Source organism: Halorubrum persicum, from assembly GCF_002727125.1.
In the GTDB taxonomy this organism is placed as follows: domain Archaea; phylum Halobacteriota; class Halobacteria; order Halobacteriales; family Haloferacaceae; genus Halorubrum; species Halorubrum persicum.
In genome coordinates, this window is record NZ_NHOA01000036.1 from 1 (window position 1) to 25356 (window position 25356).

Annotated in this window: 28 protein-coding genes; 12 read left to right on the forward strand and 16 right to left on the reverse strand. The window is 70.2% G+C overall.

What is annotated here, in order from left to right; translation table 11 throughout:
* Positions 1 to 158 precede the first annotated feature (158 nt).
* Together DJ69_RS05515 and DJ69_RS05520 are read right to left on the reverse strand one after the other, a co-directional pair.
* The gene (locus DJ69_RS05515) at positions 159 to 692 is read right to left on the reverse strand and encodes a PUA domain-containing protein (RefSeq protein ID WP_099254683.1); all 534 of its coding nucleotides are present in this window, start codon (positions 690 to 692) and stop codon (positions 159 to 161) included.
* 50 nt (positions 693 to 742) lie between these two features.
* A complete protein-coding gene (locus DJ69_RS05520; protein ID WP_099254684.1) occupies positions 743 to 1663 on the reverse strand; it encodes an HD domain-containing protein in 921 nt (306 codons plus the stop codon).
* A 317-nt stretch (positions 1664 to 1980) separates the two neighbouring features.
* Here DJ69_RS05520 and dapA point away from each other — a divergent pair, with 317 nt between their 5' ends.
* The 6 genes from dapA to DJ69_RS05550 are packed head-to-tail and all read left to right on the forward strand — an operon-like array spanning position 1981 to position 8153.
* Positions 1981 to 2979: a 4-hydroxy-tetrahydrodipicolinate synthase gene (gene dapA, locus DJ69_RS05525; RefSeq protein ID WP_099254685.1), complete on the forward strand. Its 999-nt coding sequence runs from the start codon at positions 1981 to 1983 to the stop codon at positions 2977 to 2979.
* Positions 2976 to 3767 carry a 4-hydroxy-tetrahydrodipicolinate reductase gene (gene dapB / locus DJ69_RS05530; RefSeq protein WP_099254686.1) on the forward strand — a complete coding sequence of 264 codons (792 nt, stop codon included), beginning with the start codon at positions 2976 to 2978 and terminating at the stop codon, positions 3765 to 3767. The genes dapA and dapB overlap by 4 nt, the downstream gene beginning before the upstream one ends.
* Before the next feature lie 57 nt (positions 3768 to 3824).
* A complete protein-coding gene (locus DJ69_RS05535; protein WP_099254687.1) occupies positions 3825 to 4664 on the forward strand; it encodes a 2,3,4,5-tetrahydropyridine-2,6-dicarboxylate N-succinyltransferase in 840 nt (279 codons plus the stop codon).
* The gene (gene lysA, locus DJ69_RS05540; protein ID WP_099254688.1) at positions 4661 to 6046 is read left to right on the forward strand and encodes a diaminopimelate decarboxylase; all 1386 of its coding nucleotides are present in this window, start codon (positions 4661 to 4663) and stop codon (positions 6044 to 6046) included. The genes DJ69_RS05535 and lysA overlap by 4 nt, the downstream gene beginning before the upstream one ends.
* Positions 6043 to 6960, forward strand: coding sequence for a diaminopimelate epimerase (gene dapF, locus DJ69_RS05545; RefSeq protein WP_099254689.1), 918 nt, complete (start codon positions 6043 to 6045; stop codon positions 6958 to 6960). The genes lysA and dapF overlap by 4 nt, the downstream gene beginning before the upstream one ends.
* The gene (locus DJ69_RS05550) at positions 6957 to 8153 is read left to right on the forward strand and encodes a M20/M25/M40 family metallo-hydrolase (RefSeq protein ID WP_099254690.1); all 1197 of its coding nucleotides are present in this window, start codon (positions 6957 to 6959) and stop codon (positions 8151 to 8153) included. Before dapF ends, DJ69_RS05550 begins: the two co-directional genes overlap by 4 nt.
* 40 nt (positions 8154 to 8193) lie before the next feature.
* Here the strand turns inward: DJ69_RS05550 and DJ69_RS05555 are convergent, their stop codons facing one another.
* The 6 genes from DJ69_RS05555 to tpiA form a co-directional block, all read right to left on the reverse strand.
* A complete protein-coding gene (locus tag DJ69_RS05555; protein WP_099254691.1) occupies positions 8194 to 8691 on the reverse strand; it encodes a LabA-like NYN domain-containing protein in 498 nt (165 codons plus the stop codon).
* Between the two features lie 72 nt (positions 8692 to 8763).
* Positions 8764 to 9498 (reverse strand): acyl-CoA synthetase family protein, encoded by a 735-nt coding sequence (locus DJ69_RS05560; RefSeq protein ID WP_099254692.1) that lies wholly within the window; start codon positions 9496 to 9498, stop codon positions 8764 to 8766.
* Positions 9499 to 9579: 81 nt separating this feature from the next.
* Positions 9580 to 9900, reverse strand: coding sequence for a cupin domain-containing protein (locus tag DJ69_RS05565; RefSeq protein WP_099254693.1), 321 nt, complete (start codon positions 9898 to 9900; stop codon positions 9580 to 9582).
* A 54-nt stretch (positions 9901 to 9954) separates the two neighbouring features.
* The gene (gene dnaJ, locus DJ69_RS05570) at positions 9955 to 11118 is read right to left on the reverse strand and encodes a molecular chaperone DnaJ (protein WP_099254694.1); all 1164 of its coding nucleotides are present in this window, start codon (positions 11116 to 11118) and stop codon (positions 9955 to 9957) included.
* Positions 11119 to 11199: 81 nt separating this feature from the next.
* On the reverse strand, positions 11200 to 13131 hold the full coding sequence (dnaK, locus tag DJ69_RS05575) for a molecular chaperone DnaK (RefSeq protein ID WP_180271729.1): 1932 nt from the start codon (positions 13129 to 13131) through the stop codon (positions 11200 to 11202).
* A gap of 246 nt (positions 13132 to 13377) precedes the next feature.
* Entirely contained in the window at positions 13378 to 14022 is a 645-nt protein-coding gene (tpiA, locus tag DJ69_RS05580; protein ID WP_099254696.1) for a triose-phosphate isomerase, read from the reverse strand.
* A 152-nt stretch (positions 14023 to 14174) separates the two neighbouring features.
* Between tpiA and DJ69_RS05585 the strand changes: the two genes are divergently transcribed.
* Positions 14175 to 14981, forward strand: a complete 807-nt coding sequence (locus DJ69_RS05585; protein ID WP_099254697.1) for a DICT sensory domain-containing protein — start codon at positions 14175 to 14177, stop codon at positions 14979 to 14981.
* Complete coding sequence (locus tag DJ69_RS05590) at positions 14978 to 15394, forward strand: disulfide bond formation protein B (protein ID WP_099254698.1); 417 nt, start codon at positions 14978 to 14980, stop codon at positions 15392 to 15394. Before DJ69_RS05585 ends, DJ69_RS05590 begins: the two co-directional genes overlap by 4 nt.
* 38 nt (positions 15395 to 15432) lie before the next feature.
* Here the strand turns inward: DJ69_RS05590 and DJ69_RS05595 are convergent, their stop codons facing one another.
* Entirely contained in the window at positions 15433 to 15966 is a 534-nt protein-coding gene (locus tag DJ69_RS05595; protein WP_099254699.1) for a multiprotein bridging factor aMBF1, read from the reverse strand.
* Positions 15967 to 16120: 154 nt separating this feature from the next.
* Here DJ69_RS05595 and aroA point away from each other — a divergent pair, with 154 nt between their 5' ends.
* Positions 16121 to 17482, forward strand: a complete 1362-nt coding sequence (aroA, locus tag DJ69_RS05600) for a 3-phosphoshikimate 1-carboxyvinyltransferase (protein ID WP_099254700.1) — start codon at positions 16121 to 16123, stop codon at positions 17480 to 17482.
* A 14-nt stretch (positions 17483 to 17496) separates the two neighbouring features.
* Here the strand turns inward: aroA and DJ69_RS05605 are convergent, their stop codons facing one another.
* From DJ69_RS05605 to DJ69_RS05630, 6 genes are all read right to left on the reverse strand, one after another.
* On the reverse strand, positions 17497 to 18540 hold the full coding sequence (locus tag DJ69_RS05605) for a presenilin family intramembrane aspartyl protease PSH (protein ID WP_099254701.1): 1044 nt from the start codon (positions 18538 to 18540) through the stop codon (positions 17497 to 17499).
* Between the two features lie 624 nt (positions 18541 to 19164).
* The gene (locus DJ69_RS05610; RefSeq protein WP_099254702.1) at positions 19165 to 19971 is read right to left on the reverse strand and encodes a carbon-nitrogen family hydrolase; all 807 of its coding nucleotides are present in this window, start codon (positions 19969 to 19971) and stop codon (positions 19165 to 19167) included.
* Entirely contained in the window at positions 19968 to 20396 is a 429-nt protein-coding gene (locus DJ69_RS05615) for a CoxG family protein (protein ID WP_099254703.1), read from the reverse strand. Before DJ69_RS05615 ends, DJ69_RS05610 begins: the two co-directional genes overlap by 4 nt.
* Before the next feature lie 104 nt (positions 20397 to 20500).
* The gene (locus DJ69_RS05620) at positions 20501 to 20728 is read right to left on the reverse strand and encodes a DUF7123 family protein (protein WP_007998354.1); all 228 of its coding nucleotides are present in this window, start codon (positions 20726 to 20728) and stop codon (positions 20501 to 20503) included.
* A gap of 51 nt (positions 20729 to 20779) precedes the next feature.
* Complete coding sequence (locus DJ69_RS05625) at positions 20780 to 20962, reverse strand: DUF7525 family protein (RefSeq protein ID WP_099254704.1); 183 nt, start codon at positions 20960 to 20962, stop codon at positions 20780 to 20782.
* A gap of 107 nt (positions 20963 to 21069) precedes the next feature.
* Positions 21070 to 22101 carry a phosphate signaling complex PhoU family protein gene (locus tag DJ69_RS05630; RefSeq protein WP_099254705.1) on the reverse strand — a complete coding sequence of 344 codons (1032 nt, stop codon included), beginning with the start codon at positions 22099 to 22101 and terminating at the stop codon, positions 21070 to 21072.
* A 191-nt stretch (positions 22102 to 22292) separates the two neighbouring features.
* Between DJ69_RS05630 and DJ69_RS05635 the strand changes: the two genes are divergently transcribed.
* The gene (locus tag DJ69_RS05635; protein ID WP_099254706.1) at positions 22293 to 22652 is read left to right on the forward strand and encodes a response regulator; all 360 of its coding nucleotides are present in this window, start codon (positions 22293 to 22295) and stop codon (positions 22650 to 22652) included.
* A gap of 52 nt (positions 22653 to 22704) precedes the next feature.
* On the opposite strand, the gene DJ69_RS05640 is transcribed toward DJ69_RS05635, so the two are convergent.
* Entirely contained in the window at positions 22705 to 23085 is a 381-nt protein-coding gene (locus DJ69_RS05640) for a DUF7522 family protein (RefSeq protein ID WP_099254752.1), read from the reverse strand.
* A 101-nt stretch (positions 23086 to 23186) separates the two neighbouring features.
* Between DJ69_RS05640 and aglJ the strand changes: the two genes are divergently transcribed.
* Together aglJ and DJ69_RS05650 are read left to right on the forward strand one after the other, a co-directional pair.
* Entirely contained in the window at positions 23187 to 24119 is a 933-nt protein-coding gene (gene aglJ, locus DJ69_RS05645; protein ID WP_099254707.1) for an S-layer glycoprotein N-glycosyltransferase AglJ, read from the forward strand.
* A 119-nt stretch (positions 24120 to 24238) separates the two neighbouring features.
* Positions 24239 to 25345: an AI-2E family transporter gene (locus DJ69_RS05650; RefSeq protein ID WP_099254708.1), complete on the forward strand. Its 1107-nt coding sequence runs from the start codon at positions 24239 to 24241 to the stop codon at positions 25343 to 25345.
* Positions 25346 to 25356 lie beyond the last annotated feature (11 nt).

The following is a 25356-nucleotide window of genomic DNA, read 5'->3' on the forward strand; positions in this document are numbered from 1 at the left end:
CCTCACGCCTCCCCAGCCTCGCAGCTCACGGCTCGCGGCTTCGCCGCTCGCGTTCGCCGCGTCCCTCGCACCGTCGGTTCGCGCCCCTCCGGACCGCTCACCGGGGCGCGCCACCGCATACAGATCCTGGAAAGTCGTTTAAAAACGGCGAGTGCGCGCTACTCGCCGACTTCGTTCGTGTTCTCGTCCCCGTCGCTCCCGGTACCGTTCCGCACCTTGACGGCGACGCCGCTCGCGAAGCTCTCGGCCTCGGCGCCGGAGAGTTCAGCCCGCCCGACCGCGAACAGCGCGTCGTCCTCGTCGACGACGAGCACCTCGTCGCCGGGGCGGATCCCGTCGTCGGCCGCGGTCACGAACTTCGCGAACGCGTTGCGCCCCTCGCGGACGAACGGCTCGCTCTCCTCGCCCACGACCATCCGGTGACGCGGGGGTGCGAACGCCTCTCGGAGCCGGCTCCCGCCGGCAACGCCGAGGGTGAATCGCCCGTCCGTGCCGTACGAGACGAGTCGGTCGCCCTCCGGGCTCCCGGGGTCGTCGTCCACGTCGCCGACGATCACCTGTCGGGGGCGGCCGCCGCTCGACCGCCGGAGGGTCAGCGTCTCGTCCGGGGGGAACAGCGCGTCGCCCGCGCCGGCACCGAACTGGTAGTCGGCGCCGGTCCGCAGGTCAGCGAGGGCCGCTGCGTCGCTCATACCTCGGCTACCGCGGCCACCCGCAAAGCGGTTGCGACACGGGACGAGCGCTACAGCTCGATCCGGTCGACGATCGACCCGTTGCCGTCGCTGTCGCGGTGGGTGTTGATCGCGACCGTTCGGATCTGGTCTTCCAGCAGGGACCCCTCGATCTTCGCTTTGAGCAGCGAGTCGACCTGGTAGACGCCCGCCGCGTTGTTCATCCGGATCACGACCTGCGCGGGGGTCTCGTCCCCCTCGCGCAGGGAGACGCGCTCGATCGCCTGCGAGGAGACGGTGTTGATCCCGCGGCCGCCCTCCTCGTAGGGGACCCGCGAGCGCCCGCGTTCCATGTCGAGGCCGTCGGCGATCCGGACGACGCCGGCCTCGCGGGTCAGCGGCTGTTCCTCGGTGTGGTGACAGAGGATGGCGTGGAGCACCTCGGCTTTGATCCGGACCCGATCCGGCACGCCGTAGAAGGACGGGAGGAAGTCGTCGAGGAAGTCCGCGGCGAGCGGGATCGAGTAGTACGGGTGGTCGTGGCGGTGGACGACGTGGCCGATGTCGTGGAGCGTGGCCGCGAGCGCGATGATCACCGGCTCGTCGGCCTCGTCGAGCCCCTGCTGGCGGGCGCCGTTGAACTCGACGCCGCCGGCCTTCAGCAGGTCGTACAGCCGGAGTGCGCGGTCTCGAACGATCTCGACGTGTTTCGTGCCGTGGTCGTTGTACCCCTTCCGGTCGACGGGGTTGACGTTCTGCGCCTCCAGGTACGCCGTGATCTCCGGGTCCGACTCGATCCGGTCGAGCATCTCGTTGAGCCGATCGTCGGGGAAGCCGTGCTCTCCGTCGGGGTGGTACTCGTGGCGGTCGGCGTCGCGGTCGGGATCGGTGTCGCCGTCGGACTCAGCGTCGGCGGCGTCGACAGGGTCGGCCTCGGCGTCGACGCCGTCGGGTTCGGCGGGATCGGATCCGGCGTCCGGAGAGTCGGTCATGAGAGTGAAACAAACACGACGGACGGATAAAAGAATGTTCGTGGACGCTCCCGATCCGGGTGGAACCGCCCGGAGCGGCAGTTTCAGCCCGAGGCGCAATCTATAAGCGAGCCAAAGGCGCATACTCTGGTGTGACCCGACCCGCGTCCGAACGCGGCTCGCCAACGCCGACAGCGACGCGGCTCTTCTCGAAAAAACGCGCGTGAACCGTCCGCCGGCGGGAGTGGCGACCCCGTCCCGGACGACCCCCGACCCGCGCGTATCGTTCTCCGACCGACCGCCGACACCGAGCGGACACAGACGCGAACGACACACTCATGACGGACACCACGACCACGACACCCTACACGACGCAGGACGAGACGGATCGAGAGACGACTGACGAGCCCTTCGAGGGCGTCTACCCGGCGATGACGACCCCGTTCACCGACGACGACGAGGTCGATCACGAGCAGCTCGCCGCCAACGCCCGGTACCTCGAACGCGCCGGCGTCGACGGGGTCGTCCCTGTCGGCTCCACCGGCGAGTCGGCGACGATGAGCCACGACGAACACATCGACGTGATCGAGACGGTCCGCGACGCCGTCGAGGACGTGCCGGTGATCGCCGGCACCGGCTCGAACAACACGGCCGAGGCGCTCTCGCTGTCCCGGCGCGCGGCCGACGCGGGCGCCGACGGGCTCCTCCTCATCTCCCCGTACTACAACATGCCCGAACCGCAGGGGTTCCTGGAGCATTTCCGGACGATCGCCGACGAGGTCGACCTCCCGCAGATCGTGTACAACGTCCCGGGCCGGACGGGCCAGTCGGTCCCCGTCGACGTGACCGTCGAGCTCGCCGAGCACCCGAACATCCAGGGGTACAAGGCGGCGTCCGGCGACCTGAACCTAGTCAGCGAGGTGATAGAGCGCACCCGAGACGAGGAGTTCTCCGTGCTCTCCGGGGACGACGGGCTCACGCTTCCGGTCCTCTCCGTCGGCGGCACCGGCACCATCAGCGTCGTCGCCAACGTCGAACCGGAGCGCTCCTGCGCGATGGTCGGCGCCGCGCTCTCGGGCGATTACGAGCGGGCTCGGGCCCTCCACCACGAGCTGTCGCCGCTCGTCCGCGAGCTGTTCGCCGAGACGAACCCGATTCCGGTGAAGGAGGCGATGCATATCCGCGGGCGAGGCGGTCCGCGCGTTCGCCCGCCGCTCTCACGGCTCTCCGAGGAACGACGCGAGATCCTGCGCGCGCTGCTCGCCGAGTACGACGAGGGGGCGCCCGGCACCGTCGATCCGGCGGGCGTCGAGCCCGCGGCGGGTGGGGCCGAATGAGCGGCGGCCCCCTGACGGTCGCCGTCACCGGCGCCGGCGGTCGGATGGGCCGGGAAGTGATCTCGGCCGCGGTCGACCGCGAGGGCGTCGCGGTCGAGGTCGCCGTCAACCGCACCCCGACCGACCCGGTGGCGGGGGTCGCGGTCGAGGACGCCGACCGCCTCGACGAACTGCTGGCGGCCGCGGAGCCGGACGCGCTCGTCGACTTCACCGGCCCCGAATCGGCGGTCGCGTACGCCGAGGCCTGCGCGGACGCGGGGGTACCGATGGTCACCGGGACGACCGGGTTCGCGGACGCCCAGCTCGACAGCCTCCGGGCCGCGAGCGAGTCGGTGCCGGTCCTCAAGGCGTCGAACTTCGCGCGCGGCGTCGCCGCGCTCAGGCGCGCGGTCCGCGAGGCCGCCGCCGCGCTCCCGGGCTACGACGTAGAGCTGACGGAGACGCACCACAACGCCAAGCGAGACGCGCCGTCGGGGACCGCGAAGTCGATCCTCGACGACGTGGAGTCGGTCCGCGACGACCTCGATCGGCGCGTCCACGGCCGCGAGGGCGACGCGCCCCGAGAGGAGGGCGAGATCGGCGTCCACGCCCGGCGCGCGGGCGACGTGACCGGCGCACACGAGGTGCTGTTGGCGGGGAACCGGGAGACGCTCGAACTCACCCACCGCGCCGGCGACCGCGGCGTGTTCGCCGAGGGCGCGCTCGACGCCGCCGACTGGCTCGCCGGCCGCGACCCCGGCTGGTACGGGTTCGGCGACGTGCTGGACGCCGGCGACGCAGGGGTATAACCGTGGGGCATCCTCACATCGACGAATAAATACCGACACTCATCCATACACCAATCAATGACGCTGGAAGCCGACGTATCCGATCTGTGGGACCGCTATCAGGACGGGCTGACCGCCGCCGACGCGACCGACGAGGACGCTGCCGTCGTCGACGAGTTCCTCGCCGCCCTCGAGGCCGGCGAGGTCCGCGCCGCCGAGAAGACCGGCGACGAGGTGACCTCGTGGGAGGCCAACGAGTGGGTCAAGCGGGGTATCCTGCTCAACTTCGGCCTGCGCGAGACCGAGGCGCGAGAGTACGGCGGGGTGACCTACCACGACGTGCTCCCGCTGCGCGACACCGACGACCTCGGCGAGCGCGGCACGCGAAACACGCCGGACGGGACGGCGATCCGCCGGGGGGCGTACCTCGGCAGCGACTGCATCATGATGAGTCCGTCGTTCGTCAACATGGGCGCGTACGTCGGCGACGGGACGCTCGTCGACTCGTGTGATACGGTCGGCTCCTGCGCCCAGCTCGGCGAGAACGTCAAGCTCGGCGCCAACACGCTGATCGGCGGCGTCCTCGAACCCGTCGAGGACGCGCCGGTGATCGTCGAGGACGGCGTCTCGCTCGGCGCCGGCTGTCGGGTCACGAGCGGGTTCCGCGTCGGCGAGAACAGCATCGTCGGCGAGAACACCCTGCTGACCCCGCGCATCCCCGTCTACGACCTCGTCGAGGAGGAGGTCATCTACGGCCACCTCCCGGCCGAGCGCCGCGCGTTCACCCGGATGGTGGAGTCGTCCGTCGGCGACCACGACCTGTTCGAGGGCGGCGCGTACAAGCCCGCGGTCGTCGCGACCCACGTCGAGGAGGAGACACTCGAGGCGACGCAGCGGGAGGACGCGCTCCGCGAATAAGCGACGACGCGGCCGCGGGACCGACCGCCGAACCCGACGCCAACCCCTCGGTCCGGCGCGTGAGCGACTGGGACGCCGACCGCCTCGCCGCGCTCGCGAGCGAACACGGCACCCCGCTCTACGTGCAGGACCTCGACCGCGTCCGCGAGAACTGCGAGCGCCTGCGCGGGGCGTTCCCGGACGCCGACGTGCGGTACGCGGTGAAGGCCCACACCGGCCGGTCCGTGTTGGAGGCCGTTCGCGAGGCGGGCCTCGACGCCGAGTGCGCCTCCGCTGGCGAGGTCGACCGCGCACTTGCGGCCGGCTTCGGCGGGGACCGCCTCCACTACACCGCGGTCAACCCGCCCGCCCGCGACCTCGACTACGTCGTCGGCGTCGCGGAGGCCGAGTCGGACCTCACGGTCACCGTCGGTGCGGTCGACACCCTCGACCGGCTGGCGGAGCGCGGCTACGACGGGCGGGTCTGCGTCCGAGTGAACCCCGGCGTCGGCGCGGGCCACCACGAGAAGGTCAAGACCGGCGGCGCGGCGAAGTTCGGGATCCCGTACGACCGGGCCGCGGCCGCGACGCGTGACGCGGCCGAGCGCTTCGACGTGGTCGGCGTCCACGCGCACGCGGGCTCCGGCATCGACCCGGACCAGCTCGACAGCCACCGCGAGCTGGTGGCGCGAATGGGCGAGTTGGCGCGGGAGCTGGCGGAGCCACAGGGCGCCGAACCCCCCGTCGACATCGAGTACGTCGACGTCGGCGGCGGCTTCGGCGTCCCCTACCGGGAGGACGCGCCGCCGCTCGACCTCCCGGCGGTCGCCGAGGCGACTCGGGAGGCGGTCGCACCCCTGCCCGCGGGCGTGGACCTCGCGATCGAACCCGGACGGTACGTCGTCGCCGACGCTGGGGTGCTCCTGACGCGCGTGAACACCGTGAAGCCGACGCCGGACGAGCGCGTCGTCGGCGTCGACGCCGGCATGACGGACCTGCTTCGCCCGGCGATGTACGACGCCTACCACCCGATCCGGAACCTCGGGGGCGGACGCGGAGCCGACGGGACCGACGCCCCGACCCCCGACGACCGGTCGGCAACCCCTGTCACGGTCGCCGGACCTATCTGTGAGACCGGCGATACACTCTGTAGGAACCGAGCGCTCGCCGATCCGGCCCGCGGGGACCTCCTCGCGGTCGGAATCGCGGGTGCGTACGGATACGAAATGGCGAACCAATACAACTCACGACCGCGACCGGCTGAGGTCGCACTCGACGACGAGACCGCGGCTGTCGTCCGCCGCCGCGAGACGCTCGCCGATCTGACGACGGTCGAGCGGGACGCGACTTCGAACCGAACGGACCGACCGAACCGGTCCGACCGAACGGGGGCGGGCCGATGAGCGCCCACGCCGTCCCGTTCGAGAAGTACCACGGCACGGGCAACGACTTCTTCGTCGTCGACGCCGACGCCGAGGTCGTCGGCGACCGCGCGGCGTTCGCGCGCGCCCACTGCGACCGCGAGACGGGCGCCGCCGGGGCCGATTTCGGAGCCGAGAGCGACGGAGGACGCGGCGCCGACGGCGTCCTCTTTCTCAGCGTCGAGGAGCGCTTCAACCCCACTCGCGTCGTGATGACGCTCGTCCAGCCCGACGGCTCCACGGCGACGATGTGCGGCAACGGCGCCCGCGTCGTCGCCCGGTGGGCCCACGACCGGACCGGCGACCGCGAGTTCATGATCGACACGCAGGCCGGCACTCGGCGCGCCTCCGTGAACGCGGACGCGACCGCGGCCACCATCGAGATGGGCGAGCCGACGTTCGCCCCCGCGCGGGTCCCCGTCGCCCGCGACGAACCGCTGGTCGACGAGCCGGTCGAAGGGTTGACCGTCACCGCCGTCAACACCGGCGTCCCGCACGCCGTGGCGTTCGTCGACGGCGGCCGCGACGACCCCGACGGGATCGACACGGTCGACCTCGACGCGGTCGCTCCGGCGGTCCGTCACGCCGACGCGTTCCCCGAGGGCGCGAACGTCAACCTCGCGAGCGTCGTCGACGACGGGTCCGGCGACGGCCCCGCCGTCATCGACCAGCGCACCTTCGAGCGCGGCGTCGAGGGCGAGACGCGCTCCTGTGGCACCGGCGCGGTCGCGATCGTCGCGGTCGCGCAACGGCTCGGCCTGATCGACGGCGAGTCGGCGGTCAGCCGTCCCCCGGGCGGCGAACTCGAGATCACGGTGCCCGCCCACGGCCACGCGACGCTGACCGGTCCCGTCGCCCACGAGTACGAGGGGACCCTCCCCGCCGACCCGCAATGAGCGAGGCGGCGTTCAACCCGGTCTCGTTCCTCGAGACGGCGGTACGGACCCCCTCTCACGAGTCGGTCGACGAGATGCGCGCGCTCGTCGTCGAGACGCTCGACCGGTTCGGCGTCGACTGTGAGGTCGTCGCGGGCGGCTGCGTGCTCGCCGAGAAGCGGTCGGCTGCCCCCGCCGCCGGGCCGCACCTCGTGTTGAACACGCACCTCGACACTGTGACGCCGCACGTCCCGTTCGAACGTGGGGAAGCGGCCGCGGACGAGCGAGGCGGCCCCGCCGCGGGCGACGCCCCCGAAGATGTGATCCGCGGCCGCGGCGCCTGCGACGCGAAGGGGCCGCTCGCGGCGCTGCTCGCCGGGTTCCTCGCCGCTGACCCGGAGCGCGGGCGGCTCACCCTCGCGCTCACTCCGGACGAGGAGTCGCTGTCGCTCGGCGCGGCGGCGCTGACCGGGCGTTCGCCCGGCACCGCGGACCGGCTCGACGGCGATCTGTTCCTGGTCGGCGAACCGACCGGCCTCGACGCCTGTACCGCCGCGAAGGGGCGGTTTCAGGGGACCGTCGAGCTGTCGGGGACCGCCGCCCACGCCGCGGAGTTCGCGGGGGCGAACGCGGTCGCGGCCGCCGAGGGCGCGCTCGCGGCCATCCGAACGTTCGACGACAGGAGCGACGAACACCCCCAGCTCGGGCCGCCGAAGCTCACGCCGACCGTCATCGAGGGCGGCGGCGCGACGAATCAGGTGCCCGCGGACTGTGCGATCACGGTCGACCGCCGGAGCGTCCCGCCGGAGACCGCCGAGGGGTTCCGGTCGTCGCTCGCGGACGCGGTCCGGGAGTCGACGCCGGACGACGTTGGAGTCGGCGTCGCGCTGACGGACCGCGAGTCGCCGTTCTTCGAGGCGTTCTCGACGGATCCGGACCACGAACTGGTGGAGACGGTCGCGACCGCGGCCCGGAGCGCCGCCGACTCCGTCGGACTCTCGGCGTCCCGCGGCGGCGCGGTCCGCCCCTTCGGCGCGGCGACGGAGGCGTCGTACTTCGCCCCGGCGCCGACGGTCGTGTTCGGTCCCGGCGACCTCGCGGACGACGCCGGCGCGGTGGCGCACGCCGAGCGGGAGTACGTCCGCGTCCGCGAGGTGGCGGCGGCCGCGGCGGCGGTCAAGCGCGCGGTGTCGGGGCTGCTTGCGGACGGGTAGCGGCGCCAGGAGGCCGGCGGGGCTCGTCGACTTCGGTCTCCTACAGCAGGAACGTCTCTTCCTTCTCCGCGAGGTCGATGAAGTCGTCGGCGGCCTCGATCAGCTCGTCGGCGGCGGAGTTGCCGAACCCCATCGCCTCGACGCGGACCCCCTCGTGGCGGAGGTGCGAGCAGAGCCGAGCGAAGTCGCCGTCGCCGGTACAGAGCACGACGGTGTCGACGTGGCTCGCCAGCGAGACGGCGTCGAGGCTCATCCCGAGGTCCCAGTCGGCCTTCTTCGACCCGTCGGCGAACGTCTTGATCTCCTTGATCTTCGTCTCGAAGCCGATGTCGCGCAACGCCTCGAAGAAGCTCTCCTCCTCCGGCGAGTCGGCGCGGATCACGTACGCGATGGCCCGAACGAGCGACCGGTCGTTCACCGCCTCCTCCAGCAGTCCCGAGTAGTCGATGTTCTGCGAGTACACGCTCTGTGCGGAGTGGTACAGGTTCTGCGAGTCGGCGAGCACCGCGACGCGCTGGTCGGGGTGGATTTCGGTCATACGCCCCGTTCGACCCGCTGGGTTAGGGGTTTTGGGATCCGTTCCCGGCAACCAACCGATCGGGCCCCGGAGTCAGCGGTCCCCGAGCGCGGGAAGCGTCGCTCGCCGCGGCTCCGGCGGTCCCTCCCCGTTGTCGACGGTCACCGCGAGATCGCCGCGGGACTCGCTCTCCTGGCCCTCCGTCAACACGACCGTTCCGCCGACCGACAGCGGCGCGACCACGCCGGCGGCCAGCGCCCGCGGGTCCGACAGATCGCTCCGGAGGACGACGCGGGTGTCGGCGTCGATCCCGTCGCTCTCGACGACCGAGGCGGCCGCCGCGAGGAGGTCGCGGTGGGTGACCTCGCGGTCGACGGTACGCACGACCGGATCGTCCGGACCGACCGGGCTCGGGGGCATTCCCGGGTTCTCGCTCCACAGCTCCTGCTCCCAGTGCGTGGTTTCGGGGCGGTCCGGCGGGCCGCCGAAGGCGACGAGGTTGGTTCCGGGGGCCGGCTCGGTCGCCGCCTCGTCCGCGACGGGGACGAGGACCACGCGATCGCCCCGTTCGATCCCCGCGGCGGGGTCGAACCGGACCGGAGCGCCCAGCCCCGCGGCGCCGAGGAAGGCGAGGGTCGTGTGGAGCCTCGGCGTCGGCTCGACGGCGACGGTCGCCCCCTCGCGGACGCCGAGATAGCGCAACACGTTGGCGGCCTTGTACGCGTTCGTGATCAGGTCGTGATACGTGCGCTCGCGCCCGTCGGCCGTGACGAGCGCGGTGTCGCGGCTCCGTCGGTCGCGGTCGAGTAAGTCGCCGACGACATCCATACGCGGTGCTCGGGGCGGGTGAGACTTAAAAACGCGGAGGCGTTCCCGAGCCGCGCGATTCGGGGGTCGACCGAGGGGCGCTCAGGGCGCGCCGGCGATGACCATCTTCGACCCGTCCGCGGAGAACGTCAGGTCGCGGGTGGAGTCGGCGTCCACTCGGACCGCGTCGCCGGGACCGAGCTCGACGGGGTCGCCGTCGACGGTGAGCGTCGCCTCGCCGTGGAGCAGCACGTACACCTCCTCCTGACCGGCGTCGGCGTGGTCGTGTTCCATCCCCTCCCAGCCGTCGTCGGCCTCGACGACCGTGACTCCCAGCTCCTCGCAGTCGAGCGCGTCGCGGAGGAAGTACATGCCGGGGGCGCGCGGTTCCACGTCGTCGTAGGTGGTCGCGTCGTAGCCCATACCTGACCATGGGTCCGAACCGCGGAAAAGGTACGGGTCGGCGAAGGCGCGTCGCTAGAAGGAGCTCTTCAGCTTCTCGAAGAAGCCGCCGCCGACGTCGACGTCCTCGCCGCCGGCCTCGGCGAACGCCTCCAGCGCCTCGCGCTGTTCCTCGTTGAGCGACTCCGGAATCACGACGCCGACCTGCACGTAGAGGTCGCCGCGCCCGCGCCGGCGGAGCCGGGGCATCCCCTTCCCCTTGAGGCGGAACGTCTCGCCGCTCTGGGTGCCGGCCGGCACGTCCATCTCGACGCTGCCGTCGACCGTCTCGACCTCGATGGTGTCGCCGAAGACGGCCTGCGGGAAGGAGACCGCCTCGTTCACCCGGAGGTCGTCGCCGTCGCGCTCGAACCGGTCGCCGATGTCGACGTCGACCTCGATCAGCAGGTCGCCGTTGGGGCCGCCGTTCTCGCCGGGCGCGCCCTCGCGCTCCATCCGGAGGCTCTGCCCCGAGCGGATCCCCGCCGGGATCTCGACCGAGAGCGTCGCCTCCTCTCGGGCGACGCCGTCGCCGCCGCAGTCGGCGCAGTCCTCGCTGTACAGTTCGCCCTCGCCATCACAGCGGGGACACGTCGAGGTCTGCTGGACGCGGCCGAGCGGCGTCTGCTGGACCTGTTGAACCTGCCCGCGGCCGTTACACTGCGGACAGGTCTCCACGTCGGCGTCGGGCGGGTGGCCCGCGCCGTCGCAGGTGTCACAGGCGGTCGGTCGCGTGAGCGTGAGCTCCTTGGTCGCGCCCTCGAACGCCTCCTCCAAGTCGATCGTGAGCCCGGTCCGGAGGTCCTGCCCCTGACGGGGACGGTTGCCGCCGCCACCGCCGCCGCCGCGGCCGCCGCCACCGCCGAAGAACTGGTTGAAGATGTCCTCGAAGCCGCCGGCACCGCCGGCGCCCCCCGCGCCGCCGAAGGGGCCGCCCGCACCGCCGGGGCCGCCGCCGGTCGCGCCGCGCTTGTCGGCCTCCGTGAATCGGTCGTGGCCCATCTGGTCGTACTGTTGGCGCTTCTGCTCGTCGGTAAGCACCTCCTTGGCCTTCTGGATCTTCTTGAACCGCTCCTCGGCGTCGTCGTCGTCGCTGACGTCCGGGTGGTGTTCGGCGGCCTGCTTGCGGTACGCCTTCTTGATCTCTTCCTCGCTGGCGTCCCGCGATACGCCGAGGATGTCGTAGAAATCTTCGCTCATGCGTTACGTTCGTTGTTCGGTGATGTGTCGTTCGTATCTGATCGTGCTACGCGGCGCGTCCGAAGGGAGGGTGTCCGGTGGCTACTCTTCGTCGTCGTCCACGTCCTCGAAGTCGGCGTCGACGTACTCCTCGTCGTCGCCGTCGGCGCCGGGACCGGCACCGCCGGGGCCCGCACCGCCCGGACCGGCGCCGCCCATGCCACCCATGCCGCCGGGTCCGGCGCCGGCGGCACCGCCCGCGCCGCCCGGACCGGCCTGCGCGGCCTGTCCCTCGTACATCTGCTTGCCGATCTCCTGTAGCTCCTCGGTGAGCGCCTCGGTGGCGGACTCGATCTCGTCGGTCTCGGCGTCCTCGTCTTCGAGGACCTCCTCGACGTCCTCGATGGCCGCCTCGATGTCGGCGACGAGCTCGTCGTCGTCGAGCTCCTCCTCGTTCTCCTCGAGGAGGGTCTCGGCGCGCTGGATCGTCGTCTCGGCCTCGTTGCGGGCCTCGATCCGCTCGCGGCGGGCCTCGTCCTCCTCCTTGTGCTTCTCGGCTTCCTCCTGCATCTCCTCGATCTCCTCGTCGGAGAGGCCGACGCCGCCCTCGATGGTGATCGACTCGGCGTTGCCCGAACCCTGGTCCTCGGCCTCGACGTTGACGATGCCGTTCTCGTCGATGTTGAAGGAGACCTCGATCTGGGGGGTTCCGGCGGGCGCCGGCGGGATGCCGGAGAGCTGGAACGCGCCGAGCAGCTCGTTCTCCTCGGCGATCTCGCGTTCGCCCTGGAAGACGCGGACGTTGACGGAGGTCTGGTTGTCCGCGGCCGTGGTGAACACCTTCGACTCCTCGGTCGGGATCGTGGTGTTCTTCTCGATGAGCCGCTCGAAGAGGCCGCCCTTCACTTCGATACCGAGCGAGAGCGGGGTCACGTCGAGCAGCACGATGTCGTCGACGTCGCCGGAGAGCACGCCGCCCTGGACCGCCGCGCCGAGCGCGACCGCCTCGTCCGGGTTGACGTTCTTCTTCGGCTCCTGGCCGACGAGCTCCTCGACCTTCTCCTGGACCTGCGGCATCCGGGTGGAGCCGCCGACGAGGATGACCTCGTCGATGTCCGACTTCGAGTAGTCGGCGTCGGCGAGCGCCTGCTCGGTCGGGTTCACCGTGCGCTCGATGAGGTCGGAGGTGAGGTTCTCGAACGTGGCGCGGGTGACGGACTGCTCGAGGTGGACCGGGCCGCTGTCGGTCGCGGTGATGAAGGGGAGGTTGACGGTGGTCTCCTTCTTGTTCGACAGCTCGATCTTCGCCTCCTCGGCGGCGTCTTTCAGCCGCTGGAGCGCCTGCCGGTCCTCGCGGAGGTCGATCCCGTGGTTGTTCTGGAACTCGTCGGCGAGGTGGTCGATGAGCGCCTCGTCCCAGTCGTCGCCGCCGAGGTCGTTGTCCCCGTTCGTGGCGACGACCTCGTAGACGCCGCCGCCCAGATCGAGGACCGACACGTCGAACGTCCCGCCCCCGAGGTCGTAGACGAGGACAGTCTGGTCGGACTCGTCGTCGAGACCGTACGCCATGGAGGCCGCGGTCGGCTCGTTGACGATGCGCTCGACCTCGAAGCCGGCGATCTCGCCGGCGTCTTTGGTCGCCTGCCGCTGCTTGTCGTTGAAGTACGCGGGGACGGTGATGACCGCCTTCTCGACGTCGTCGCCGAGGTACTCCTCGGCGTCGCGCTTGATCTTCTGGAGGATCATCGCCGACACCTGCTCGGGCGTGTACTCCTCGTCGCCGATCTCGACGGTGTAGCCGTCCTCGCCCATGTGCCGCTTGATCGACTGGATCGTGCGGTCGGGGTTCTGGACGGCCTGGTTCTTCGCCGGCTTCCCGACGAGTCGCTCGCCGTCGTCGGCGAAGGCGACGACCGACGGGGTGGTTCGGTCGCCTTCCGCGTTGGCGATGATCTCGGGCTCGTCGCCTTCCATCACCGCGAACGCGGAGTTGGTGGTACCGAGGTCGATACCGAGGATCTTGTTGCTCGCCATCTTACCCAAATGTACCGGCTTGTGTCGGTTAAAGGTTACTAGACGGCACGATTCGAGCGCACAGCCGATCCCGGTGCTGTCGTGCGATTTCCGCGATCGTGTGAACGCGTCACATCGGTGTTTTTATATCGATCCGCAAGCGCAGCAACTCGCGCCCCGTCGCCGGCGTCGCGAGTTCGGGCGCCGCCAGCGGGTGAGGCGTTCGCAGAAATAGATCCCCGTCTCGCGGAGCCCGCCGCGCGCCCTTCAGATCCCGCCGACCAGGTCTTCGAGCACGGCTTCCGGGTCGTCGGCCTTCGCCACGCCGGAGGCAAGCAGGACGCCGGCGGCGCCGAGGTCACCGGCGGCGGCCACGTCGTCGCCCGTCGAGACGCCGGCGCCGCAGAACACGTCGACCGTAGGATCGACGGCCTCGGCGGCCGAAACCGCGTCCTCGACGATTCCGGGGTCGGCCGTCGAGACGGAGATGTCGCCGCCGATGAGCTCCGGCGGCTCGACGGCGACCGCGTCGGGGCCGAGCGCGGCGGCGGCGCCGACCTGCGCGGGGTTGTTCGCACAGACGATCGTCTCCAGGTCGGCGCGGTCGGCCGCGCGGACGGAGCCGTCGATGTCGGCGAGCTTCAGGCGGTTCTCGGAGTGGTTGATCAGCGTCCCCTCGGCGCCGTTGTCGGCGACCGCCTCGGCGAGGGTCGACCCGGTGTGGGAGCCGTGCGCGTTCGGCGAGACGTGCTGCGCCCACGTTTCGACGCCAGTGTCGGCGACGCGGGCGATGTCGGCGGCCTGCGGGGAGACCGCGATCCGCGCGCCGGACGCCTCCGCCACGTCGCGGGCGGCGGTCGCGACTTCGATCGGATCACACGGGTACGCCTTGAGGTTCACCAAGATGAACATACCCTCATTCGGGGGGCGCGGCGCAAATAGCTTCATACTCCGGCGACGCTCCTCCGCCTGTGCCCGACGCCCTCGGCGCCCGCGTTCGGGGCGGGTCACCACCCCGAAAGCAGAAACGACCTTATACCCCGCTACTGTGGGTCCGGCAAGGGATGTCCCTCATCGAGCTCATCGCCGGCGTGGAAGCTCACGAGGCCACGCTGACAGTCTTCAACGCCGACCCGGAGATCACGGACGAACTCCGGGCGCACTTCGCCGACCGCAACATACGGGTCGCCGAGGACCAGACCGCCGCGGGTCCGGAGGGATTCGCCGTGCTCGCGCGCGACGGCGAGTTCGTCACGGCCGTGCCCGTCGGCGAGCTACTGCCGGGGTCTGACGAAGCCGGGACCGCGGAAGGCGGCGAGACGGAGGCCGGAGCGCGGGGCGACGGAGAGACCGCCGACCGGGGTGACGGGGAGACAGTCGGCCAGCGCGTCGGGGGTCCGGTGTTAGACCACCTCGACGAGACGATGTTCACCTCCTACTCGCGCGCGGACATGGTGGCCGCCTCCCGCGAGATCGAGGACCGCGCGTGGCGGGTCGGAGACGGGGAGCTTCACGCCGGCTTTCAGACGCTCGACGTGCTCACCGGCGAGATGGACACCTACGATATCCTCGGCGGGAAAGACCGTCTCGACGTGCACGCGTACGCCGCCGACGAGGGCGAGGCCCCGGACGTGGAACACTACACCGTCCACGTCGGCGAGACCGCCGAGATCCGCGAGACGTGGTTCGTCGCGTACGACGGCGGCGGGTACGACGACGCGAAGTGCGCGCTGCTCGCCGAGGAGCGCGCCCCGGGAGAGTTCTACGGGTTCTGGAGCTACGATCCCGAGACGGTCGACTACATCATCGACTACCTGACCGATCGCTACGGCGGCTCGGAACAGACCGACGACGGCGGAGCGACGGTGTGAATCGGGCGTCGGAGACGACCGCCTGGCTGTCGGTCGCCACGCTCGTCGCGACGATCGCGACGGGCGGGAGCCTCTGGTTCAGCCTCGGACTCGGGCTCACGCCCTGCGATCTGTGCTGGTACCAGCGGATCCTCATGTACCCGCTCGTCGTGGTGCTCGGCGTCGCGGCCGGCGAGCGACGACCGGCGGTCGTCAGGACCGCCCTGCCGCTCGCGGCTCTCGGTACGGCTCTCGCCGCCTATCACTCGTTCCTCCAGGCGACGCAGACGGAGTGCACGCTCGGCGGCCCGTGCGCGACCGTGCAGTGGCAGAGCCCCGCGATCGGGTTCACGATCCCGAACCTCTCGCTCGTCGCGTTCGGACTGATCGCGGTCCTGCTCGCGGGAGTGTGGGCACGGATCGGTCGGCGGTAATCGTCGGAGCTCAGAGCGACGCCCGGGAGAAGCCGCGGTCAGTCCTTCCGCTTGACCACGTCGCCGAGCGTCATCGTCCCGGCGTCGCCGCCGTCCCAGTCGGCGTCGTCGACCGACTCGCCCTCGACCAGAGAGATGTCGAGCGCGCTCTCCAGCTTCCGCTGGATGTCGTCGGTGGGGAGCGTGTCGCCGCGCTCCAGCTTCCGGATGAGGCTCGCCTTCTCGTTGAGCTGGTCGGCCAGCTCTTCCTGGCTGAGGCCGCGGGACTCGCGGGCGTTCCGGATCTGGTCGTCGTAGTCGGTGGCGATCTCGTCCATGTCGTCGAACATGTCGCGCGGACGCGTCGAGCCGCCCGACGACCGGGACGACCCGCCCGAGGAGCCGGAGGAGGATCCGGACGACTTCCCGGTGCTCGAACTCGTGGAGTACTTGCTGCCGCCGGAGCCGGTGGACTCGTCGCGGACCTCGGTACCGAAGTCCGTACACGAGCTACACAGCTCCAGCTCGGCGCCTTCGACCTTCGTCGTCGTCAGCGAGGCCTGGTCGGCGCCACACATCTCACACTGGGGCATACGCGACGGTAGCGCTCCCGGTGGTATAAAGGGTGCGCCGGGCGCCGCCGACGGGCCGGTCGCTCCGCGCTGTTTCCCCTCACCCGGTGCCGGTCGGACCGCAGAATCGTGCCGCGGCCGGTACCCACTTGTCGCCGCGGGCGGCAGAGGGAGTATGGACGTTCACGTAACCAGTTCGACCGTTCGGGGGACCACCCGTGCGCCGCCCTCGAAGAGCTACACGCACCGCGCGCTGCTGGCGGCGGGGTACAGCGACGGCGCGACCGTGCGCTCCCCGCTCGTCTCGGCCGACACGAAGGCGACCGCCCGAGCCGTGACCGCCTTCGGCGGCGGGGTCGAGCCGGAGTCGGCGACCGACATCGACGACGCCGACGCGCTCGTCGTCGACGGGTTCGGCGGTCGACCCGCCGTCCCGGGCGACGTGATCGACTGCGCGAACTCCGGGACGACGATGCGACTCGTCACCGCCGCGGCCGCGCTCGCGGACGGGACCACGGTGTTGACGGGCGACGGATCGCTTCGGTCGCGCCCGCAGGGGCCGCTCCTCGAGGCGCTCGGCGACCTCGGCGTGCGCGCGGAGTCGACCCGCGCGAACGGGCAGGCGCCCCTCGTCGTCTCCGGACCGCTCGCGGGCGGCGAGGTCGCGCTCCCCGGCGACGTCTCCTCGCAGTACGTCACCGCCCTGCTGATGGCCGGCGCGGTCACCGAGGCGGGCGTCGAGATCGATCTGACGACACCCCTCAAATCCGCCCCGTACGTCGACATCACGCTCGAACTGCTCGATGACTTCGGCGTCGAGGCCACGCCGGTCGACGACGGCGGGTCGGCGCTCGACGGCGCGGCCGGCGCCGCGGGCTTCGTCGTCGACGGCGGGCAGTCGTACGCGCCCGCGGACGGGAGCTACACCGTCCCCGGCGACTTCTCCTCGATCTCGTATCTGGTCGCCGCCGGCGCCGTCGCCGCCGAGCCCGGCGAGGCCGTCCGGATCGAGGGCGCCGTGCCGAGCGCGCAGGGCGACTCCGCGATCGTCGAGATCGCCGAGCGCATGGGCGCGGACATCGAGTGGGACCGCGAGGCTGGCGTCATCGCCGTTCGACGCGCCGACCTCTCCGGCGTCGAGGTCGACGTGGGCGACACGCCGGATCTGCTTCCCACCATCGCCGCGCTGGGCGCGGTCGCCGAGGGCGAAACCCGGATCACGAACTGCGAACACGTCCGGTACAAGGAGACCGACCGCGTCGCCGCGATGGCCGAGGAGCTGGAGAAGCTGGGCGCCGAGACGACCGAGGAGCAAGACACGCTGACGGTCCACGGCTCCGAGAGCGACCTCCGGGGCGCGAGCGTCGACGGGCGCGCGGACCACCGGATCGTGATGTCGCTCGCGGTGGCCGCCTTGGTCGCCGAGGGCACCACGACGATCCGCGGCGGCGAGCATGTCGACGTCTCCTTCCCGAACTTCTTCGACGCGATGGCCGACCTCGGCATGGCCGTCGAGCGCGACGGCGAGAGCGAGTAGCGCGCGCCTGCGACCTACAGGAACCCGGCGAGGCCGACCGCCTCGATCAGCGGCACGCCGGCGACGACGGACCCGATCAGGTAGCCGCCGATCGCCCCGCCGTTGAGCAGGGGGAGCCCGGCGTGCGGCCGTCCCTTGATCACCCAGCTCATCAGCACCAACAGCCCCGCGAGGCTCCCGACCATCGCGAGCAGCGCGGGGGCGTTGACCCCGATCAGGGGCACGGAGAGGGTCTCGGCCGGCGAGAACGTCGCCGCGCTCGCGACGAGCACCGTCGGGATCACGGCGTCGCCGAGGCCGATGAAGAACGCGTCGCGGTCCTCGATGTCGGTCGGCTCCGAGACGTCGGCGTCCGCGCCCTCGGCGTCGTCGGTGTCGGCATCAGTATCACCGTCAGCGTCGTCGGTGTCGGGATCGGGATCGCCGTCGGCGTCGTCGCCGTCGGCGGTCACGGAGTCGTCCTCGCCCTCCGGCTCCGACTCCTCCCCCAGAAGCGAGTACGAAAGCGACAGCGGGATCACGAGCACCACCGGGATGTTCAGGTCCATCACGCCTTCCGCGAGCGACAGCATGTGCTCGGTGCCGTACACCGAGATCGCGTCGTAGATCGCCAGGAACGCCAACAGCAGCAGCGCGGGCAACAGCCCGAACGAGATGCCGAACAACCCCGCCGCGCCCGCTCCCATCAACACGCCGGCGGCGTCGATCACGTACCACTCGGGGTACGCGAGCAGGGCGACGCCGACCGCGACCGCGGGCACGGCGGCCGCGAGGGGGGAGAGCACCGCCGAGAAGACGTACCACGAGAGCCACGCGGAGACGCCGACGATCAGCAGCCGGATCCCCTGATCGAGGTCGTAGCGGAACGCGGCGAGCATCACCCCGGTCATGGCGATGATCGCGGCGATGTACACGAGGCTGTTCGTCGGGTTCTCCGGGTTTTCGACCGCTTGGTAGCCGCTCTCGGCGAACTCCGGCACCAGCGCTAACGCGCCCAACTGGACGACGAGGAACAGGCCCACGACGAAGGCGACGCCGCGGTACTCGCGGGGGAACATTCGACCGTCTGTTCGGGATCGGAGGGTTTCGTCCTTGCGTTTCGCTCCGGGTCGGACCCGTCCGGCCGCTACGGGAGGCCAGTGCGCGTAGAGAAACGGGATCGGGTACGGTGTGGGAGCGGGTGAACCCGAACCCGAAAGCCGACGGACGACGGACGGTGGAAGCGAGTCTTCGGCCGGCCCGCCCGGAAACGGGGTGGGGCCGACCAGATTCGTCCGCGGCGTTTACCTGCTGCCGCGAGCGAGGTAAGTAGCTATCGCCCCAGTTATCGATGTTGATTCCGAGAGTCGCGCCGGCCCCCGCCGTCGGGAGTGACCGGCGGGCGAGACGTGGGGCCACGAAACGCGAGTCAACGACTGCGTGGCGTTCGAAAAACGGGAGCGGAGGCGAAGGCGGCGAGAGGCGAAGGTGAGGTGGCAAACGGTGAACCGCGGAGCGAACGGTTGAACGACGGGAGGCGGGCGGGCGGCGGCCGAACAGCGGACCCCCGGGCTGTTACCGGCGTCGCCGCCCGAGTGGTCGGGACGGGCGCGTGGTTTTGTCGCCGAACTCCAACGAGAAAAGCGTCGGACTTCGGCAACCGAGACTAATCGCTTCTCCCGTATAAATGAGACGGTCCGTGGTCACCGACGGTCGCGCAGTGCGGGGAACTCCTCGCGCACCGCGGCAACGCGGTCCGGGTCGACTTCGGCGGTCACGGTCGTCGGCTCCTCGCCCGCCGACGCCAGCGTCGTTCCCCACGGATCGTAGACGGTCGTCCGACCGCAGAGCGTGTCGCCGTCGAACGCGCCGCTCCCGTTGACCGCCGCGACGTAGGCCAGATTCTCGATCGCTCGCGCCCGGCCGAGCGTCCGCCAGTGCTCAACCCGCGGATACGGCCACGCGCTCGGCACCAGGACGCAGTCGACGCCCGCCTCGACCATCCGTCGGAACTGCTCGGGGAACCGGAGGTCGTAACAGGTGGTCACCCCGACGCGCACGCCCTCCAACTCGGTCACGGGTGCCCGCTCGCCGGGGACCATCCGCGAGGTCTCCTCGGACCCGTACCCGAAGAGGTGGCGCTTCCGGTAGACGAGCCGCCGCTCTCCGCTCCGATCGAACAGCACCGCCGCGTTCGCGAGCCCCTCGTCGGCCGGGACGTCGATCCCGTCGCTCGCGGACGCGGCGAGGTCCTCGACGACGGTCCCCGCCAGCACGTTCACGTCGGCCTCGGCGGCGACCGCGGCGAACCGACCCAGCCGGTCGCCCGCGAGGCTCTCGGCCGCGCGGGCGTAGGAGTCGAACGCGAAGTACCCCACGTCGAACAGCTCCGGGAGCACGACCAGGTCGGCCCCGTCCGCCGCGGCCTCGCGGACCGCCTCGATCGCGGCCGCGACGTTGTCCTCGACGGCGCCGCCCTCGACGCCGAGCTGGACGCAGGCGAGTCTCATGCCGTCGTTCCGAGCGACGCCCGCAGGGCGTCTTCCAAGTTGTCGAGCTCCTCGTCGAAGTTGCGCTCGAAGAAGGACTCGACGCCCGGCAGCCGGCCGTCGACCACGAACTCGTTGGCCAGCCGGCAGCCGCCGTCGGTCTCGGTGATCGTGTGCTCGCCGGTGACGCGGAACCCCCGCGACTTGCCGACGAACTTCACCCGCGTCGGCGGGTCGCGCTCGACCTCCTCCGTCTCGACGGAGATGGTCGACCGGATCATCGGGATCGGGAGCGCGACGTGCCACGTCGCTCGCCCGTCGCCGTGTACCTCGAAGGTGTCGACGACGCTTATCGCCCCTGCGCGCTGCTCGGCATCCGAGATGAACGCCCACACGTCCTCGGCGGGGGCGTCGAACTCGAACGTCCGGGAAACTCGGACGGTCATACGCTTCCGTTTGGGACTACGGGAGTTAAAAGCACGCGAGTCGGCACCGCGGTCGCAACCGCGCGGGGCGAGTGGGGGCGAACGCAGGCGAACGGGTCGCCGTCTCAGCCCTGCGGCGTCACGCGCCACGTCGTCGACCGCGCGCGACCCCACTTTTCGATGTCCACGTCGTCGGACTTCTCGGCGAGCCGGGGGAGTCGCGAGCCGACCTGCTTGGCGGTGAGGCCGATAGCGTCGGCGATCGTCTTCGAGCGGACGTACCGCTCGCCACGGGTGACGCTGTCCGTGAGGTACGCGAGGATGCGCTGCTCCTCCTCGGTGTACTCGCTCATGTCTGTAGGTAGGCGTCAAACGTTATTAACGGTTTCTCGTCGGGACCGCGCTCAGTCGAAAATCTGGACGGCGACGACCGAGCAGAGGGCGAAGACGAACGCCGCCCCGAACCCCCACGCCTTCCCGAGCTGCGACGGGTGGCCGAACATCACGATGGCGCCGACGACCGCGATTGCGCCCAACGCGAGCGCCACGCCGATCTCCTTGTCAGACTCGATGGATGCCTCGCTCATACTCGTCGCTTTGCGGGCGACTACTTAGTTCATGCGAACGCGGGGAGTTAGAGCCGAAGCGGAGGGCGCGGCCCGGTCCCTGATCGGCTGTTCTCGACGCGCTCCGACTAGATGATCTCGACGTGCTCCGACTCCTCGTTGAGCGCGAGGTTGGCGGCGATCTCGGCGTTCCGCATCGCGTACTCCGCGGTGTGCTGCAGGCTGACGAGCACCTCGCGGGTCATCAACAGCGTGTCGTTGTCGAGGTCGCTCGGGAGCTCGCCGAGGATCTCCTGTTCGCGGTCTTCGAGCCGGACGAACAGCTCCCGGCACTCGACCGTGAGATCGTAGTCCCGCTCGACGACCGCCCGCACCGCCAGCGCGGTCAGGTCGTCCACCTGATCGGTGAACTCTCGGATCTGCCGCATCGTCGCGCTGTCGACGTCGAGCGTGTGGCCCTCGGCCTCCATCACGATGTCGGCGATGTCCTCCGCGTTGTCGGCGGTGAGTTCGAGGTTCTTCGCCACCGACCGGTAGCCGATGAGCGGGAACCCCTCCTCTAACCCGACCGCGCGGGCGAGGTTCGGGTTCTGGTACGCCGTGAAGATGAGCCGGAGCAGGAGCACGAAGATCTTGTTCGCCTGCCGCTCGCGGTTGAGCGCGCGCTGAGCCAGGTCGGGATTGCCGTGCGCGAGCGCCTTCACGGCCTCGCCGCGCATCGTGGACCCCGTGTTCTCCAGTCGCTCGAGCAGGTTGTCGAGGGTGAAGTCCTCGGGGTCGACGGAACACCGGATCGAGATGTCCGCGGGCGTCTCCTCGATGACGCCGAGTCCCATCAGCTGCGTTTCCGCCTTGTAGACGGCGTTGATGTGCTCGCTGTCGAGCGTCCCCTCGCTACGGACGTGGATCACGCGCCGCCCCAGAACGTACTGCGCGACGATGGCGCGTTCGAGCGAGCGCGCGTCCAGCGCGTCCGCGTTGATAACGGCCTCTGACTCCTCCGTGCTCACGGACTCCGGAAGGACCGTGAGCGTGCCCTTGCCGCCCATCCGCAGCGAGACCTCGTCGCCCTTGTTGACACCGTGTTCCTTCGCCCACTCAGCCGGGAGAGTCATCGCCAGCGTCGACGGTCCCAACCGCTGGACTTTCCGCGTTTCCATACGGGTTGATACCGCCGGATACACCTTAACCTTGTTCCTATGTCCATTATACGCTTTGTCGAATATACAAGGGATATTCTCGATTTGCCGGCGAAAGGGAGTGAGGTGCTCACCGGCTGCGCGAAGGGCGAGTGTTCACCGACTACGAGGCGATCCGCGCGTTTATGCCGTTCTGCCGCCGACGGTGGGGCATGACCGAGCGGGTACTCGTCGTCGACGACTCCTCGTTCCAGCGGACCGTCGTTCGGGACGCGCTGGAGGGCCCCTTCGAGGTGGTCGGCGAGGCCGAGAACGGTGCGGAGGCGGTGGAGCTGTTCGAAGCGTACGAACCGGACGCGGTGTCGATGGACGTCGTGATGCCCGAGATGACCGGGATCGAGGCGACCGCCGCGATCAAAGAACGCTGGCCGGACGCGGTGATCGTGATGTGCACGAGCGTCGACCAGCAGGAGAAGATGATGGAGGCGGTGAAAGCCGGCGCCGACGGCTACGTGACGAAACCGGTCGACGCCGACAAGCTGGTTCCCGAGATGCAGAGCCACTTCGCGTGAAACCTCGCGGTCGGCGCCGCTCTCGAGTCGGATCGAACGACCGCAGGTCTCCTTAGGCCGGATCGAACGACCGCAGGATCGACGCGAGCGCGCTCGCGAGCTCCTCGAAGCGGTCGATGTCCATCGAATCGGTCGTCACCCACACCCCGTGGCCGTTGTTGATAACGCGGGTGAGGTAGCCGTTCTCGAAGACGCGAACCGTGAACCGGTAGTCGCCGAGCTGGGTGTCGGCGTACAGCGACTGCGCGTGGAACCCGTGTCGCTCGCTCTCCGCGAAGCCGACGAGGTCGGCGGTCCGGCTCAGATCGCTGCGGAGGTAGAGCTGTTCGACGTCGCCCTCGGTGAAGTACGTGAGGCTCCGCAGCTCGTCTCCGATGGCGGTCCGCGCGGCGCTGAGCAGCTCCTCGACGCTCTCGTCCGGTGGGTGTGGCATGCTACCACGATCGATCGTCTGGTACATGAGCGTATGGGTGTCCGCAGCGGATCCGACGCGGAGGGACAGAGTTTAGCGACTCCCCTGATATCACCCCCGTAATGAGTGAGTACGACGACGTCTGCGTCTTGCTGCCGACGATGGACGAAGTCGAGACGGTCGCGCGCGTCGTCGAGGCGTTCCGCGACGCCGGGCTCGACGAGGTTCTCGTCATCGACGGCGGATCGGCGGACGGCACGCAGGAGGCGGCCCGAGAGGCGGGCGCGCGCGTCGTCGAGCAGTCCGGGCGAGGAAAGGGACAGGCGGTCAGAGAGGCGGTCCGAGACCACATCGAGGCGCGGTACGTCGTGATGGCCGACGCGGACGCGACGTACGACGCGGGCGACGCCGAGGCGATGCTCGATCCCCTGCTGTCGGGCGAGGCGGACCACGTCATCGGAAACCGCTTCGCCGACATGCGACCGGGCGCGATGACGCGGCTGAACCGGATCGGGAACCGGATCATCAACGCCTCGTTCCGCGTCATCCACGGCGAGTCCTACCGAGACATCCTCTCCGGGTACCGCGCGTTCACCCGGGAGTCGTTCCGCAGACTCCACCTCACCGCCGACGGGTTCGGGATCGAGACCGAGATGGCGGTCGAGTGCGTGAAGGACCAACAGTCGGTCGCGGTCGTCCCGATCACCTACCGCGAGCGCCCCGGCGGCTCTGCGACCAATCTGCACCCCGTCCGCGACGGCGGCGTGATCTTCCTCGAACTGTACCGGAAGGCGAAGACGAACAACCCCCTGTTCTACTTCGGGAGCCTCGGCGCGGTGTTGACGGGCGCCGGGGCGCTCATGACCGGATACGTGCTCTACGACTGGGTCGTCAACCGGATCACCCACGAGATAATCTCGATCGGCGCCGTCGGCGCCGCAGTCTTGGGGATCCAGCTTCTGATCTTCGGATTCCTCGCCGACATGATCCTCTCGCTCCACCGCGAGCAGGTGGCTCGCTACGAGCGCGCGGTCGACGACGGATCGGAGCGGTAAGCGTCGATCGCCGCTCCCGCACCGCTCCTCCTCGCCTCGTCCGTCTCCGGCCGCGTTCCCTCCGTCGCGCTCCCGAACGAGCCCCCATAGTTTATGTTCGACCACAGAGAGGAACCGCCATGGACGAAAAGCGGTTCGTCATCGCCCTCTTCGGTCTCGTCGTCGCGCTGCTCGTCGGGTTCATCGCCTATCGGTTCGTCGCCCCGCTCACGGTCGCCGTCTTCCTCTACTACTCCACCCGGCGACTCTACCACCGCCTCGAGCGCTTCCGGCTCCCCGCGCGGGTCAGGGCGGTGGCCTCGCTGTCGCTGATCGGTATCCCGCTTATCGGGCTCCTGAGCTACACCGTGCTCCTCCTGCTGGTCGAAGCGCGCCGGTTCATCGAGCGGTATCCGGTCGCCGAGACGGTCGGGGCCGAGAACTCGTGGGTCGGCGACCTCGCCGCGCTCTCGAACCCGACGTTCGAGGGGATCATGCAGGCGTACCAGTCCGGCCAGCTCGACCCGCTCATCGAGTTCGTCTCCGAGCAGGCGGGGCTGCTGGCGGGCGTGCTCTCCGGGCTCACGCTGAACCTCCTCATCACGATCGTCGTCACCTACTACCTGCTGCTCGACGGCTCGAAGTTCCACGACTGGCTGCTCACGTTCGACGACGACGCCGTCGTCCGCGAGTACCTCGAAGCGGTCGACGCAGAGCTGGAGGCGGTGTTGTACGGGAACCTGCTCAACGTCATCGCCATCTCGATCATCGCCGTCGTGACGTACACCGGCTACAACGTGGTCGCGCCCGAAATCGTCGAGGTCCCCTACCCCGCGCTCGCGGGGGCGCTCACGGGCATCGCGAGCCTGATCCCCGTGATCGGGATGAAGATCGTGTACGTCCCGCTCGCGGCGGTGACCGCGGTCCCGTCGGTCCTCGCCGACGAGGTCGCCGCGCTCGTGTACGTCGCCGGGTTCCTCGTCGTTTCCGCGATCGTCGTCGACACGATCCCCGACATCGTGCTCCGGCCCTACTTCAGCGGGAAGACGACGCACGTCGGGCTGCTCATGCTGGCGTACATCTTCGGCCCGGTCGTGTTCGGGTTCCACGGGCTGTTCCTCGCCCCGATCGTGCTCGTGTTGGCGCTCACGTTCGCCGACACCGCCCTGATACGGCTCCTCGGGGGCGACACCGAGGAGACCGGTCCGTCGATGCCGCGCGGGCAGCGCCGGCTCGACGAGTTCTGACCGGCGGGCGG